Source organism: Streptomyces sp. NPDC029139 (genome assembly GCF_055564335.1).
On sequence record NZ_JBVHWN010000002.1, the window covers coordinates 699,829 to 714,410 of the forward strand.

Sequence of the window (14,582 nt, forward strand, 5' to 3'; positions counted from 1 at the left end):
TCGGTCAGCCACCCGGCGGTGGCGCCGTTTTTCGACCATCACACACGTGGAGAAAGAATTCCTGTGAACTCGACCAATCGCACCGTGGTCGTCACCGGTATCGGCGCAACCACACCGCTGGGTGGCGACTCCGCATCGACCTGGGAAGGTCTGATCGCGGGACGCTCCGGCGTCAAGCCCCTCGAGGGCGAACGATTCGCCGAACTGCCCGTCCAGATCGCCGCGCTCGCCGCGGTCGACCCGGGTGACGTTCTGCCCCGCCCGCTCGCCCGCAAGCTGGACCGCTCGGCGCAGTTCGCGCTGATCGCGGCCCGCGAGGCCTGGGCCGACGCGGGCTACACCGCCCCGGCCGGCGAGGACGAGACCATCGCGCCCGAGCGGCTCGGTTCGGTCATCGCCTCCGGCATCGGCGGTGTCACGACTCTGCTCGACCAGTACGACGTGCTGAAGGACAAGGGCGTACGCCGTGTCTCCCCGCACACCGTGCCCATGCTCATGCCGAACAGCCCCTCCGCCAACGTCGGCCTGGAGGTGAACGCCCGGGCGGGCGTGCACACCCCGGTCTCCGCGTGCGCGTCGGGTGCCGAGGCGATCGGCTACGCCGTCGAGATGATCCGTACGGGTCGGGCCGACGTGGTCGTGGCCGGCGGCACGGAGGCGGCCATCCACCCGCTGCCGATCGCGGCCTTCGCCAACATGATGGCGATGTCCAAGAACAACGACGAGCCGACCAAGGCCTCGCGTCCCTACGACACGGGCCGTGACGGCTTCGTGCTCGGCGAAGGCGCGGGCGTGGTGATCCTCGAGTCCGAGGAGCACGCCAAGGCCCGTGGCGCCCGCGTCTACTGCGAGGTGCTCGGCCAGGGCCTGTCGGCCGACAGCCACCACATCGCGCAGCCCGAGCCGACCGGCCGGGGCATCGCCGCCGCGATGCAGAACCTGCTGGACTCCACGGACCTCAAGCCCTCCGAGGTCGTCCACCTCAACGCGCACGCCACGTCGACGCCGCAGGGCGACGTCGCCGAGATCAAGGCGCTGCGCAAGGTGCTCGGCGAGGACCTGGACCACGTCGCCATCTCCGCGACCAAGTCGATGACGGGTCACCTGCTGGGCGGCGCGGGCGGCATCGAGACCGTCGCGACGGTCCTGGCGCTCCACCACCGTCTGGCCCCGCCGACGATCAACGTCGACGAGCTGGACCCGGACGTGGAGGCCGACATCGTCCGCGACGAGCCGCGCGAGCTGCCGCAGGGCACGATCGCCGCGATCAACAACTCGTTCGGCTTCGGCGGCCACAACGTGGTCCTGGCGTTCCGCACGGTCTGACCGACCTCGTCGTCACGGCGAAGGCCCACCCCGGCTCGGGGTGGGCCTTCGGCGTCTCAGCGGAGGGCGAAGACGGCCGGTTCGCCGTCCAGCGAGATGTGGTTGACCACCGCATGGCCGCCGTTGACCGGGATCAGTTCCGGGTGGTTCGACAGGCGTTCGCTCTCGCCCTTCGGGACGATCTCGGCGCGTACGGTCCCGGTGGCGGCGTCCAGCAGGACGATCTCCGCGCCCAGCGCCCGGCCGAGGACGCCCACGGTGCCGTCCGGCTGCGGGGCGAGCGCTTGGACCAGCCGGTCGGCGGAGGCGTACGCCCACACCCTTCGGCCGTTCTTCAGGGAGTGCGCGACCACCTTCTCGGAGACCGACGAACTCGTCTCGACCTTCGTGATCAGCAGGTCGCCGACGACCAGCGCACGATCCCCGCCGCCCCGGACGAGAAGTCTTCCCTCCGGGACGACCATGGGCACGCTCACCGTGGGCGCCCCGCGGTCGTCGAAGGCGAGCAGGGCGCGCGTGCCGCGCGTGTCGGCCTCGTGGACGGCGACGACGACGGGTGCCACGGACACCACCAGGGCCTCGGCCCCCGACTCCACGGGCAGCGCGCGGGTCCAGTGTTCCGTGCCGGTACGGGTGTCCAGGGCGACCAGCCGCGCGCCGCTCCCGCACTGCTCGACGAGGAGCGTGCGCGCCTCGGTCGCCTCCACCGCCCGCGCCTCGCAGTTCTTCGCCAGGATCCGCTGCCAGCGCTGCTCACCGGACTCCGAGGAGCGGCCGCGCACGGCGCCCTCCTCGGCGACGACGGCCGTGGAGCCGCCCACGGCGAGGGCTCCGGCGGCGAGCCCCGTGCCCGTGAGCGGCTGCCGCCACAGCACGTTGCCGGTGCCGGTGTGGACGGCGAGGACCGTCGCGCAGGGCTTCTCGTGACGTCCGTACGCGATGAGTCCGACGTCCCCCTCCGCGTCCGGGGACATCGCGCACAGGGCCTCGCGGGCCGGTGCGGGAACGCTCCAACGCACGGCGCCGTCGCGGACGTCGTACGCGTGGAGTCCGTCGAGCCGGCCCTGGGCGACGGTGTCCCCGAGCCCCCAGGCGCCGGGACCCTGGTCGTACCTGTCGCCCACCGCCGGGACCTTCCAGGCGACCCCGGTGGCGGGAGAGGTGGGGGAGGGGGAAGAGGTGGAGGGATCCTGGGTCCTGCCTTCCGGGCGCGTCGCCGCCGGGGGCCGCAGGGCTTCGTACCCGGTCATGCCGACCGCGCCTCCGGCGACGAGGCCGAGCAACGCGAGGACGATGCCCACGGTGGGGAGATCGTCGTCCGCCCCGGCGGGCGCGCGCTCCTCGGCCGGCACATCGTCCTCGCGGTCCTGGACCTTGCCCCCGACGACGTCCTCGCCCTCGTCCTCGTTCTCGCCCTCGTCCGGCAGCGTCGCACCGAACACACCGAACAGCACGACCGACGCCACCAGCAGACCGCCGCACCAGGCGATCAGACGGCCGGCCAGATGGCCCGTCACCGCCTGGTACACGAACCCCGCGAACAGCACCAGCGCCGCGCTCAGCACCGGTGCGCACAGCACGACGGCGGCCGTCCCGGCCGCCCTGCGCACCCGCATGACACACCCCCACCCCGCGCGCCCCCTGCGCGCCCCGGGCGGAATCTACCCCCCTGGCCCCGGTACGGACCCTCAGACGACCTGGTGCAGCCAGCGCACCGGGGCGCCCTCGCCGGCGTACCGGAAGGGCTCCAGTTCGTCGTCCCAGGGCTTGCCGAGGAGCTTGGCGATCTCCCCCTCGAGCTCCGTCTCGCCGCGCACCGAGCGGGCCAGTGCGGCGCGCAGGCGGTCCTCCGGGATCAGGATGTCCCCGTGCATCCCGGTGACGGCGTGAAAGATGCCCAGCTCCGGCGTGGCGCTGTAGCGCTCGCCCTCGGCGGTGGGGCAGGGTTCCGCGGTGACCTCGAAGCGGAGCATCTGCCAGCCGCGCAGCGCGGAGGCGAGCTTGGAGGCGGTGCCGGTCTCGCCCTGCCAGGAGAACTCGGCTCTCCAGGTGCCGGGGGACGCCGGCTGGCGGATCCAGTCGAGCTGGACCCTCGCACCGAGGACACCCGCGACCGCCCATTCGACGTGCGGGCACAGCGCGCGCGGTGCGGAGTGTACGTACAGGACTCCACGTGTCGTCACCGGGACCTCCAGTGTGGGACGAGGTTCGCCTTTCCCAGCGGCCTCAGTAAACAGCATCGGGAGCAAAACTCCACAAACCCCCGAAAAAGGGACAGCATGTGACGTGATGTAATTTACCGGAGCCGGTTGGCAAAGGTGCCTCTGGTTCGACGGGGGAAAAGCTACCGTGCCGCACCGCCCTTGGGGTGACGTACGGTCGGTCCGAAGGCGGCTGGACACCAAGCTTTCACTCGCCAGGACGCCGAACGGACGCCGGAGGAGGGGCCGAGGGATGCGCGGCAGAGAACGTTTCCGCACCGCCGTCGCCTCCGCGGCGGCCGCACTGCTGCTGTGCGCGGGCACGCTGACGGGGTGTGAGGCGGCCGGCTCCCGGGCGACCGCCGCGCCCTCACCGAAGCCGACACCGAAGCCCACGCCCGTCTGGGACCGCTCCCCCGGCTCCGTCGCGGCCGTCGGTGACTCCATCACCCGCGCCTTCGACGCCTGCTCGGTCCTCGCGGACTGCCCGGAGGTCTCCTGGGCCACCGGCACGGACGCCGGGGTCAACAGCCTGGCGCTGCGGCTGATCGGCGGGGCCGGTCTGGCGGAGCGCAGCTGGAACCTGGCGCGGACCGGGGCGCGGATGGCGGATCTCCCGGAGCAGATGGCGCGGGCCGCCGCCCTGAAGCCGGAGCTGGTGGCGGTGATGATGGGCGCGAACGACGCCTGCCGTGACCGGACCGAACTGATGACGCCGGTCGAGGAGTTCCGCACGGACTTCCGGGCGGCGCTGGCCCGGTTGCGGGCGGTGGCGCCGAAGGCGCAGGTGTACGTGTCGAGCGTGCCGGACCTGAAGCGGCTGTGGGCGCAGGGCAAGGACAGCCCCATGGGACGCCAGGTCTGGAAGCTGGGGATCTGTGCCTCGATGCTCGCCGACGCGGAGGATCTGAGCGCGTCGGCCGAGCGGCGCAGGACCCTGGTGCGGGACCGGGTGGTGGCGTACAACGCGGTCCTGCGGGACGTCTGCGCGCAGGACCCGCGCTGCCGGTACGACGGCGGTGCGGTGTTCGGCTTCCGCTTCGACGGCAGGCAGCTCAGCCCGTGGGACTGGTTCCACCCGAGCCGGGACGGGCAGGCACGGCTCGCGGAGATCGCCCATCGGCAGGTGACGGCCGCCGAGCCGCCCGCGTAGGGTTCCGGATCATGAGGATCACGAGTGAGCCCTTCGGTTCGGTCGACGGCACGGACGTCACGCGCTGGACCCTCCAGCGGGGCACGGTGCGGGTGCGCGTGCTGACGTACGGCGGCATCGTCCAGTCGGTCGAGACACCGGACCGGGACGGTGTCCCGGGGTGCGTGGTCCTCGGCTTCCCCGATCTGGAGGGCTATCTGAAGCGCCCCGAGCCGTACTTCGGCGCCCTCGTGGGGCGGTACGCCAACCGGATCGCGGGCGGCTCCTTCATCCTGGACGGGACGACGTACCGGCTGGCCCGCAACGGCGGGCCGCACTCCCTGCACGGCGGGGAGCGGGGCTTCGACAAGCGGGTGTGGGCCGCGGAGGAGGTCGCGTCCGGGGTACGGCTGTCCCGGGTGAGCCCGGACGGCGAGGAGGGCTTCCCCGGCCGCCTGGAGGTCGCGGTGACGTACACGCTCGGCCCCGACGGGGCGCTGCGGATCGACTACCGGGCCGAGACGGACGCGCCGACGGTGGTGGCCCTGACGAACCACTCGTACTGGGATCTCGGCGGCGGGGCGCAGGAGCTGCGGGTGGCGGCCTCGCGCTGGACTCCGACCGACGGCACGGGCATCCCGACGGGAGCGTTCGCGGAGGTCGCGGGCACCGAGCTGGACTTCCGTGCCGGGCGCCCGCTCGATCTCTTCCTCGATCACAACTTCGTCCTGGACGACGGGGGTCCGGCCGCCGAGTTGTACGCGCCGGGGACCGGGCGGACGGTGACCGTGGAGACGACCGAACCCGGGCTGCAGGTGTACGCGAACCCGGAGCTGGGCGGGGTCGCGCTGGAGACGCAGGCCTTTCCGGACGCGCCGAACCGTCCGGAGTTCCCGTCCGCGGTGCTCCGGCCGGGCGAGGTTTACGCCTCCACGACGACGTACCGCTTCGGGACGCGCTGAGGCGCCGGGGCGGATGTCAGGTTCCGCCCCGGCGCCGGTCATGAGGCTCAGACCTCCAGCGTGGCCGTGAGGCGCGCGTCGGTGAGCGAGTGGGCGGCCCTGACCTCGTACGTCCCCGGAACGAAGGCCCAGTCGTTCTTCTCCTCGTCCCAGATCTCGAAGGCCCGGCTCGGCAGCGGGATGTCGACCTCGACGGACGTGCCCGCCTCCGCCTCGACGGACGCGAACCCGGCCAGCCAGCGCGCCGGGCGCTCGACCGGGTCCGATGCCGGCGCCAGGTAGATCTGGACGACCTCGCGTCCGGTGCGGGTGCCGGTGTTGGTGACGCGGACCTTCGCCGAGGTGGGGGTGACCTCGAGGGAGTCGTAGACCCAGGTGGTGTAGCCGAGGCCGTGGCCGAAGGCGTAGGCGGGGGTGGCGCCGGCCTTGTCCCAGGCGCGGTAGCCGATGAACACGCCTTCCGCATAGGCGAGTTCACCGTTCGTCGGGGCGACCTCGGTGACGGGGACGTCGGTGAGGGTCACGGGCCAGGTGGTGGGGAGCCGTCCGCCGGGCTCGGCGTCGCCGGTGAGGACGTCGGCGAGCGCGGCGCCGCCCTCCTGGCCGGGGAACCAGCTGAGCAGGATCGCGGCGACGTCCTCGCGCCAGGGCATCTCGACCGGGGAGCCGGCGTTGACCACGACGACCGTGTTCGGATTGGCGGCGGCCACGGCCCGTACGAGGTCGTCCTGGCGGCCGGGCAGGGCGAGGTCCTTGCGGTCGAAGCCCTCTGACTCGACGCGCTCGGTGGTGGCGACGACCACGACGGCCGTGTCGGCGGCGCGGGCGGCCTCGACGGCTTCGGCGATCAGTTCGTCGGGGTCACGGCGCGGACCGAGGTGGACGAAGGAGAACATGACCGCGGGCAGCGGGGGCGCGAACTCCTTGTTCAGGGTGTGACGGAGGGAGACGTCGACGGGCTCGCCGGCCGTGAGCGCGACCTTGGCGCGCTCGACCGGGGAGCCGAAGAACGCCTCGAAGGGGTCCGTCTCCGGGCCCATCGTCTGCGCGCCGTCGAAGACGGTCTCGCCGGCGACGGCGAGGGTGAAGGCGCCCAGGCCGCGGGTGCCGAAGGAGTGCTCGCCGGACTCGCGCGGGGTGAAGGTGCCGGTGATCTCGATGGAGTGCAGGGCCTCGTGGGTGACGCCGGCCGGGAGGTCGTCGCCGATCCACTGGACCTGGCCGTTGGGAAGGCTGCCCTCGCCGAGGACGGCGCCCTCGGCGTCGCGGCAGATCGCGCGGAGGGTGAAGCCCTGGTCGGCCGGGGCGAGTTCGTCGCTGGGGTCGGCGCCGACCGAGAAGGTCAGGGCGCCGTCGGGGAGGGCGGCGGAGAGGCCGTCGAGCGGGGAGACGGTGCGGGCGGGGAAGACCTGGGCGGAGCCGCCGCCGAGGACGCGGGCGTCGCGGGCGGCGGCTCCGGAGAGGGCGACGGTGCCGTTCCTCAGCGGGAGCGCGCCGCCCTCGTTGCGTACGAGGACGAAGCCGCGCCGGGCGATCTCCCGGGCCAGCGCGACGCCGTCCGTCGTCCCGGGCGTGCCGGCCCCCTCGGTGACGGCCGGGGCGCCGTCCAGGGCGCCGACGCGGGCGGCGAGCCGCAGGACGTTCCGTACGGCCGTGTCGACCGCGGCCTCCTCGATCTCCCCGGCTCGGACGGCGGCGGCGAGCGCCTCGCCGTAGACGGTCCGCGGGCCGGGCATGGCGATGTCGAGGCCGCCCTGGATGTCGCCCTCGGTGGAGCGGGCGGCCATCCAGTCGGAGACGTTGGCTCCGTCGAAGCCCCATTCGCCGCGCAGGACCTCGTTGACGAGGTGGTGGTGCTCGGTCATGGTCACGCCGTTGACCTGGTTGTAGGCGGTCATGATGCCCCAGGGGTGGGCGTTCTTGACGATGGCCTCGAAGGGCGCGAGGTAGAGCTCGCGCAGCGGGCGGGCGGCGACCTTGTTGTCGACGGTGAAGCGGTCGGTCTCGGCGTCGTTGGCGACGAAGTGCTTGACCGTGGTGCCGACGCCGCCGTCCTGGACGCCCTGGACGTAACCGGTGCCGATCTCGCCGGTGAGGTACGGATCCTCGCTGTACGCCTCGAAGTGGCGGCCGCCGAGCGGTGAGCGGTGCAGGTTGACGGTGGGCGCGAGGAGGACGTGGACACCCTTGCGGCGGGCCTCCTGGGCGAGAAGCCGGCCGGCGCGGCGGGCGAGGGCCGGGTCCCAGGAGGCGGCCAGCGCGGTCGGGGACGGCAGGGCGATGGAGGGATCGTCGGCGGTCCAGCGGACGCCGCGGACGCCGATCGGGCCGTCGGACATGACCAGGGACTTCAGCCCGATGGCGGGCAGGGCCGGCAGGGACCACATGTCCTGGCCGGCGAGGAGCCGGGCCTTGTCGTCCAGGTCGAGGCGCGCGAGCGCCGCCTCGACGGCCTGCTCGCGGACGCCGTCCGCGGCCCCCGCCTCGGACTGGGTGCCCGCTCCCGTACTCGTCTCCGCACTGGTCTCCACCACGGCCGTACCTCCTCATCGAAGTGCTGTGGGCGCCATGGTGACTCGCCTACCTGTAGATCGGTAGGTTACGTTACATATTCGTTATACGCGGGATGACGTACGGTCCTCTCGACAAGGACCTTCGACAGGGACACGGAAGGGGGCCACGGCGATGGTGCGGGCCAGGAGTGAGGAACGGCGTGCGGACATCCTGCGCGCGGCCCTCGAGGTGATCGCCGAGCGCGGCTACCGCGGCGCCTCGCTCGGCTCCGTCGCCGAGCGGGTCGGGCTCACCCAGCAGGGACTGCTGCACTACTTCCCCACCAAGGAGGCCCTGCTCGTCGCGGTCCTCCAGGAGCGCGACGCCTGGGACACGAGCGGGGGCCGGGGCCAGGAGAGCTGGCGGCTCGACCTGCTCGACTCCCTCGTGGAGTACAACGCCATGCGGCCGGGGATCGTGCAGACCTTCTCCGCCCTGCTCGGCGAGAGCGTGACCGACGGCCATCCGGCGCGGGAGTTCTTCACCGAGCGGTACGCCCAGGTCCGCGCCTCGATGGCGACGGTCCTGCGCATGGAGTTCGGCGAGCGCCTGCCCGGCGGCCTCACGCCGGAGCGGGCGGCGCCGCTGATGACGGCCGTGATGGACGGCCTGCAGTACCAGTGGCTCCTGGACCCGGACGCGGTCGACATGCCGGCGGCGTTCCGCGACTTCCTCCGGCTGCTGTACGGCAGCGAGAAGTGAGCGCCCCGTAGCGGGAGTTACGGGTGGGGCGGGATACTCCCCGGGCCGGTTCCCGACCCGACGGAGGGCCCCCTGTGCTGTCCCGGACACGTCATGCCTCGCTCGGTCTCGCGCTCCTCACCGCCTCCCTGGTCCTGGCGGCCCCGCCGGCGGCGGCCGACGGGGGTGCGCCGGCCGGCACGGTCGAGGAGGCCCGGCTCGACCGCGCGGCGCCCCAGGAGATCCTGCGACGCGGTGGATTCGACTCCGTGGCACCGGAGTTCGCCCGGGCGCTCGCCGGCGCCGCGTCGTACGAGGAGGCCGAGCGCGCGGCCGTGCGGCACGGTGCGCGGCTCTGGCGGGAGGCGGTCGACCGGGCGCAGGGGCGTCGCGTACGGGGCGATCTGAGCCAGGACGACGATCGCCCGCTGTACTGGGCGCGGCTCGCCCTGACGCGCGAACTTCGGTCGTGGCAGCCGGCGTTCGCGCTCGACGAGACGGGGCGCGCCCGGCTCCTCGACCGGCTCGAACGCTCCTCGCGCGGCCAGGACTCGATCCGCTACCCGGCCGGCAAGGGCGTGAAGCGCGTCCTGATGACCGGCTTCGACCCGTTCACGCTGGACCGGGACGTACGGATCAGCAATCCCTCCGGCGCCACCGCGCTCGCCCTGGACGGCACCTGGATCCGCACGGCGGACGGGAGCCTCGCCCGGATCGAGACGGCCGTCTTCCCCGTCCGCTGGCAGGACTTCGCCGAGGGCGACGTCGAGCGGACCCTGCGGGACCAGCTGCCGACGGTGGACCTGTTCACCACGGTGAGCCAGGGCCGGGTCGGCCGCTTCGACATCGAACGGTTCAACGGGGCCTGGCGGGGCGGCTTCCCCGACAACGAGAACCTCTCGCGCACGGAGACCGTCCCGGTCGCCGACCCGGCCACGCAGCCCCAGTGGACGACGACGACCCTCCCGTACCGCGCGATCGTGGCGGCGGACACGGGGCCCTTCCCGGTGTACGACAACACGGCGGTGACCGAGATCCCGGCCGGGGCGAGCGCTCCCGTGGCGCGTCCGGACGGGCCGACGCCGGGCTCCACGGCCCGCGCGGGCGGCGGCGGCGACTACCTCTCCAACGAGATCGCCTATCGCGCCACGCTGCTGCGCGACCGTCTCGGCCTGCGGGACCTGCCCGGCGGCCATGTGCACACCCCGGTCCTGCGGTTCGGCGCGGGCAACACCGACCCGGTGACGGGCGCGGTCACGGACCCGGAGTTCGTCCGCAACCGGCTGGACATCATCGCCCAGGTGCGGGCGATCGTCGCGGTGGCGGCCTCCCGGTAGGCGCCCCGGGGGTTCCCCCCGGAGGCCGGGGCGGGCGATGATGGCGGTCATGATCGTCGCCGCTACGCAGTTCGCCCCGGCCGCCGGGGACATCGAGGCCAATGTCCGTACCGTCGCCGGGCTGATCGGGGCGGCGGGCGCCGACGGCGCCCGGCTGGTCGTCTTCGCCGAGCTCTGCCTGACCGGCTACGAGCCGAGCCTGATCCGGGACACCCCCGCTCTCGTGCTCTCCGAGGACGACGAGCGTCTGGACCCGATCCGGGAGGCGTGCCGCGCGGCCGGCGCGGCGGCCGTGGTCAACGGTCCCGTACGCACCGCCGACGGCGGGACCGGGATCACCTCGCTCGTGATCGGTCCGGACGGCTCGCTGCTCACCCGCTACGACAAGCGGCATCTGTACGGGGTGGAGGCGGAGGTCTTCGTGCCGGGCACGGCCGACGGCCGCTTCACCCTCGACGGGGTGCGGTGCGCGACGGCCACGTGCTACGACAACCGGTTCCCGGAGCTCGCGGAGCGGGCCGCCGCCGACGGCTGCTCGGTCTATCTGGCGAGTTCGGTGCTGGCCGCCGACAACGACTCGTTCGAGAAGGTCTATCCGGCGCGGGCCCGGGACTTCGGTCTGTACGTGGTGCTCGGCAATGTCCTCGGGACGAACGAGGACGGTGTGGGCGGCGGCGCCGCGGGGGTGTGGGGCCCGGACGGCGAGCGGATCGCCGACGCGGGCCCCGAGAAGCCGGGACACGTGCTCGCCGAGGTGGGCTGAGCGGCCTCGGCGTCGACCGGAGCGCCGCGCGTCGGAGGGACTTCCCCGCCTTGCGTCGGAGGGTCTTCCCCGCCGCGCGTCGGAGGGTCTTCCGCCGCCGCGCGTTTGGAGGGTCTTCCCCGCCGCGCGTCGGAGGGTCTTCCGCCGCCGCGCGTTTGGAGGGTCTTCCCCGCCTTGCGTCAGAGGGTCTTCCCCGAGGCGGCGGTCCGCGCCGGGTCCCCGGACTCGTCCTCGGACTCGTCCGCGCGGTCCTCCCCCGTGAGCTCCCGGGCCATGAGCGTCGCGCCGGCGACCGCGCCCGGCATCAGGAACACGGCCACGAACGGCACCAGGAACGCCAGGGTCAGCGGGACACCGAAGCCCAGGGTCAGCATCCGGCGGCCGCGCAGCATCCGCAGACGCTCCTTCAGTTCGACGCGGCGGCGCTGGAGGGCGACGGCCGTCAGCTCCTCGGCGAGGAAGAAGCCGGAGACGCAGAAACCGAGCACCGGCACGACGGTCTGGCCGACGACCGGGATGAAGCCGCAGGCGAAGAGCAGCACGCCGTAGAACGCGACCCGCAGGACGACCTTGAGACTGTCGCGGGCCGAGATCCACAGCTCGCGCCAGAGCGGCAGGCCCGACTCGGGGACCTCGCCTCCCTCGGTGCGGTCGACCTGCTCGGAGAGCGACTCGTAGAACGGTTGGCCGACCAGCAGCGTCACGGCGGTGAAGGTGATGACCGCGAGGAAGAGCCCGAAGACGAACACGAGGGCGGTCAGGGTGCCCCGGAAGAACCCCTGCCAGGGGGAGGTCCAGTCGTCGGCGAAGGGGGTCGCCCACGCCGCCAGGTCGTCCGCCCCGTAGCCGAGGCCGACGAGCGCGCCGACGTACAGCACGAGGGTCACGAGACCCGGCAGCAGCCCGAACCCGAACCACCGGCCGTGCCGACCCACCCACTTCTGACCCTGTACCAGATAACCGAGACCGGCCCCGAAATCACGCATGGGCATCACCCTATCGGGCCTGGTCCGAAGGCCCTCTTGTTGTCCGGGGCACGACAGGGTAGACCGCTGCGTACTGATCACCCACGGAGGTTGCGTACGCATGGCGAAACCCGGACCCGCCCTGATCACCACCGTCTGCGGTGCGCTCCTCGGAGCGCTGGCCCTCACCGCACTGCCCGCGAGCGCCGCGCCCGGCCGGGCGCACGAGCCCGGCCCCGTCCGCGAGGGGGCCGGGCGGGACGCCTCGGCCGCGCCGCCGCGCACGTTCGCGCCTCGCTCCCTTCCCGAGGCCGACACCCCGCTCCGCCGGGACGGCGGCTACCCGCGGCGGACGGCCCTCGCCGTCCCGCCCGTGAACCCGGCCGACAAGTCGATCAAGCTCGGTCTCGCTCCGTACCACTCCCTCGCCCCGCGTCTCAACGCGCTGCAGAAGCTGGGCGACCGGGTGAGCGTCGAGGTCGCCGGCCGGTCGGCGGGCGGGCACGAGCTGTATCTGGTCACCGTCACCGCTCCGGAGAGCGCCCGGGAGGCCCGCGAGCAGGAACGGATGCGCGAGCGGATCGAGAACGCTCCGGCCGCCGCCGCCCGGGACGCGCGGATCGCGTCCGCGTACAAGACGCCCGTCTTCATCAACAACAACATCCACGGCAACGAGTGGGAGGGCACGGACGCGGCCCTGGAGCTCGTCGAGGAGCTGGCCACCGCGACGGACCGCGGGACCACCGGGCTCCTCGCGCGGACCCGGGTCTATCTGAACGTGACCGCCAACCCGGACGGCCGGATCGCCGGCACTCGCGCCAACGGCAACGGCTTCGACCTCAACCGGGACTTCATCACGGCCTCGCAGCCCGAGGCGCGCGCGATCCGGCGGATCGCCATCGACAAGCAGCCGGCCGTGATGCTGGACCTGCACGGCTACGTCAACGGCACGCTGATCGAGCCGACGACCCCGCCGCACGGCGAGAACTACGAGTACGACCTCTTCCTGAAGAACTCCTACGCCAACGCGCTCGGCATGGAGAAGGCCGTCAACGGTCTCGGTTACACGGCCGCGAAGGACGGGGTCCGGCCGGCGGTGATCCCCTTCCGCGACGAGCAGGAGGGCTGGGACGACTGGCCGCCGATCTTCACCCCGCAGTACATGCCGTTCCAGGGCGCGGTGGCCGCGCACACCATCGAGTTCCCGTTGGCGGTGAACAACCAGGTCTACGACACCCTGCCCGAGGCGGAGCTGCGCCGCCGCGCGGCGATCAACGTGGACATCGCGGGAGCGGCGATGCGCGCCACGCTCGACCACACGGACAGGCACCGCGCGGCGGTGCTCGCCGACCAGATCGAGACGTTCCGGCGGGGCGCGGCGGGCGAGGCGCAGCGGCCGGTGTCCGAGGAGACCGTGCCGGGGGTGCCGGGGATCGGTCCGGAGGACGTCTACACGACCGCCTTCCCGCGCGCGTACGTCGTCCCGGCGGGGCGGACCCAGAGGTCGGCGGTGGCCGCGGGGCGGCTCGTGGACCATCTGGTCGCCAACGACGTACGGGTCGGGCAGGCCGCCGACGGCTCGTACGTCGTCGACATGCGCCAGCCCAAGCGGGGGATGGCGAACGTGATCCTGGCGGAGGGCCGGGACATCAGCGCGGACGTGTCGACGATGTACGACATCTCGGGCTGGAGCCTCGGTCTGCTGTGGGGCGCGACGGTGCGGAAGGTCGAGCACGGTCCGGTGCCCCGCGTGGTCCGCACGGTCCACGCCGCCGCGCCCACGGGGTCGGTCGTGCCCTTCGGTGACCTGTCGCTGCGGCTCGACGACCCCAAGGAGCTGACCGCGCTCAACTCGCTGCTCGCGCAGGGGGTGCGGGTGCGCCGGGCGGCCGACGGCTCGGTCGTGGTGCCCGCCTCGGCGCGCGGGGCCGCGCGGGTGCTCGCGGAGCGGTACGGCGTGGTGTTCGGGGCCGCGAAGGAGCGGGGCGCGGCGCCGCTGGAGCGGACCAGGGTCGCGGCCTCGGTCTCGGCCGGTGAGCTGTTCGCGCTGCGGGAGATGGGGTTCGAGGTCGTACCGGTGACGGCGGAGATCCTCAACGCGGGCTTCGACTGGTCGGCGGCGCAGGTGCTGTTCGTGTCGCGCGGCCTGGACTACGGCAGGCTCACCCCGGCGGCGCGGGAGGCGCTGCGGGCGAGCGGTGCGGGTGTGGTGGGGGTCGGTCCGGCGGGCGCCGCGTTCAACGCGGCGGCGGGGCTGCTCCCGGCCACGGCCGTGGCGGGCAACGGGGACGCGAACGGTGTGGTGAGCGTCCGCAACGCGGCCGGTGCGATCACCGGCGGCGCTCCCGGCCACACCTTCGTGTACTCGCCGCTCTGGTTCACGGAGCTGGGGGCGGGGGTGCGGACCGAGCAGTCGTACGCCGAGGCCGATCCGCTCGTCTCCGGGCACTGGCGGCCCGAGGCGGACGGCCGGGGCGGCCCGGCGGACGCGGCCGGGCGGGCGTCGGTGATCAGCGGGACGGCGGCGCACGGGGCGCCGGTGGTCCTGTTCGGCACGGAGCCGCTCTTCCGTGACCACCCGAAGGGTGTGTTCGCGCAGGTCGGCCGGGCTCTGCTGGTGCGATGACGTGAGAGGGCCGCACCCCGGTCGGTCGGGGTGCGG

Annotated in this window: 11 protein-coding genes; 7 read left to right on the forward strand and 4 right to left on the reverse strand. The window is 73.3% G+C overall.

Going from position 1 to position 14,582, the window contains the following annotated elements; translation table 11 throughout:
• Positions 1-63 precede the first annotated feature (63 nt).
• Entirely contained in the window at positions 64-1,326 is a 1,263-nt protein-coding gene (fabF, locus tag ACZ4VW_RS07355) for a beta-ketoacyl-ACP synthase II (protein ID WP_467959359.1), read from the forward strand.
• 56 nt (positions 1,327-1,382) lie between these two features.
• On the opposite strand, the gene ACZ4VW_RS07360 is transcribed toward fabF, so the two are convergent.
• The gene (locus ACZ4VW_RS07360) at positions 1,383-2,942 is read right to left on the reverse strand and encodes an outer membrane protein assembly factor BamB family protein (protein ID WP_467959361.1); all 1,560 of its coding nucleotides are present in this window, start codon (positions 2,940-2,942) and stop codon (positions 1,383-1,385) included.
• Between the two features lie 72 nt (positions 2,943-3,014).
• Complete coding sequence (locus tag ACZ4VW_RS07365; RefSeq protein ID WP_467959363.1) at positions 3,015-3,509, reverse strand: DUF3145 domain-containing protein; 495 nt, start codon at positions 3,507-3,509, stop codon at positions 3,015-3,017.
• 271 nt (positions 3,510-3,780) lie between these two features.
• Here ACZ4VW_RS07365 and ACZ4VW_RS07370 point away from each other — a divergent pair, with 271 nt between their 5' ends.
• Together ACZ4VW_RS07370 and ACZ4VW_RS07375 are read left to right on the forward strand one after the other, a co-directional pair.
• On the forward strand, positions 3,781-4,680 hold the full coding sequence (locus ACZ4VW_RS07370; protein ID WP_467959365.1) for an SGNH/GDSL hydrolase family protein: 900 nt from the start codon (positions 3,781-3,783) through the stop codon (positions 4,678-4,680).
• 11 nt (positions 4,681-4,691) lie between these two features.
• The gene (locus tag ACZ4VW_RS07375) at positions 4,692-5,621 is read left to right on the forward strand and encodes an aldose epimerase family protein (RefSeq protein WP_467959367.1); all 930 of its coding nucleotides are present in this window, start codon (positions 4,692-4,694) and stop codon (positions 5,619-5,621) included.
• Between the two features lie 47 nt (positions 5,622-5,668).
• On the opposite strand, the gene ACZ4VW_RS07380 is transcribed toward ACZ4VW_RS07375, so the two are convergent.
• The gene (locus ACZ4VW_RS07380) at positions 5,669-8,155 is read right to left on the reverse strand and encodes a beta-glucosidase (protein ID WP_467959369.1); all 2,487 of its coding nucleotides are present in this window, start codon (positions 8,153-8,155) and stop codon (positions 5,669-5,671) included.
• A gap of 151 nt (positions 8,156-8,306) precedes the next feature.
• On the opposite strand from ACZ4VW_RS07380, the gene ACZ4VW_RS07385 reads away from it, so the two are divergent.
• The 3 genes from ACZ4VW_RS07385 to ACZ4VW_RS07395 all read left to right on the forward strand — a co-directional run bounded on the left by ACZ4VW_RS07385 (position 8,307) and on the right by ACZ4VW_RS07395 (position 10,955).
• A complete protein-coding gene (locus tag ACZ4VW_RS07385; protein ID WP_467959371.1) occupies positions 8,307-8,876 on the forward strand; it encodes a TetR/AcrR family transcriptional regulator in 570 nt (189 codons plus the stop codon).
• A 77-nt stretch (positions 8,877-8,953) separates the two neighbouring features.
• On the forward strand, positions 8,954-10,192 hold the full coding sequence (locus ACZ4VW_RS07390; RefSeq protein ID WP_467959606.1) for a pyroglutamyl-peptidase I: 1,239 nt from the start codon (positions 8,954-8,956) through the stop codon (positions 10,190-10,192).
• A gap of 49 nt (positions 10,193-10,241) precedes the next feature.
• Positions 10,242-10,955: a carbon-nitrogen hydrolase family protein gene (locus ACZ4VW_RS07395; protein WP_467959373.1), complete on the forward strand. Its 714-nt coding sequence runs from the start codon at positions 10,242-10,244 to the stop codon at positions 10,953-10,955.
• A 179-nt stretch (positions 10,956-11,134) separates the two neighbouring features.
• Here ACZ4VW_RS07395 and ACZ4VW_RS07400 read toward each other — a convergent pair whose 3' ends face one another.
• Complete coding sequence (locus tag ACZ4VW_RS07400; protein ID WP_467959375.1) at positions 11,135-11,941, reverse strand: EI24 domain-containing protein; 807 nt, start codon at positions 11,939-11,941, stop codon at positions 11,135-11,137.
• Between the two features lie 100 nt (positions 11,942-12,041).
• Between ACZ4VW_RS07400 and ACZ4VW_RS07405 the strand changes: the two genes are divergently transcribed.
• Complete coding sequence (locus tag ACZ4VW_RS07405) at positions 12,042-14,546, forward strand: M14 family zinc carboxypeptidase (RefSeq protein WP_467959377.1); 2,505 nt, start codon at positions 12,042-12,044, stop codon at positions 14,544-14,546.
• Positions 14,547-14,582: the final 36 nt, after the last annotated feature.

What these genes read in the sequence shown, in the direction of transcription:
- ACZ4VW_RS07370 (WP_467959365.1), top strand. Translation starts at nt 3,781, where the DNA reads ATGCGCGGCAGAGAACGTTTCCGCACCGCCGTCGCCTCCGCGGCGGCC.
- ACZ4VW_RS07375 (WP_467959367.1), top strand. Translation starts at nt 4,692, where the DNA reads ATGAGGATCACGAGTGAGCCCTTCGGTTCGGTCGACGGCACGGACGTC.
- ACZ4VW_RS07400 (WP_467959375.1), bottom strand. Translation starts at nt 11,941, where the DNA reads ATGCGTGATTTCGGGGCCGGTCTCGGTTATCTGGTACAGGGTCAGAAG.
- ACZ4VW_RS07395 (WP_467959373.1), top strand. Translation starts at nt 10,242, where the DNA reads ATGATCGTCGCCGCTACGCAGTTCGCCCCGGCCGCCGGGGACATCGAG.
- ACZ4VW_RS07385 (WP_467959371.1), top strand. Translation starts at nt 8,307, where the DNA reads ATGGTGCGGGCCAGGAGTGAGGAACGGCGTGCGGACATCCTGCGCGCG.
- ACZ4VW_RS07405 (WP_467959377.1), top strand. Translation starts at nt 12,042, where the DNA reads ATGGCGAAACCCGGACCCGCCCTGATCACCACCGTCTGCGGTGCGCTC.
- ACZ4VW_RS07360 (WP_467959361.1), bottom strand. Translation starts at nt 2,942, where the DNA reads ATGCGGGTGCGCAGGGCGGCCGGGACGGCCGCCGTCGTGCTGTGCGCA.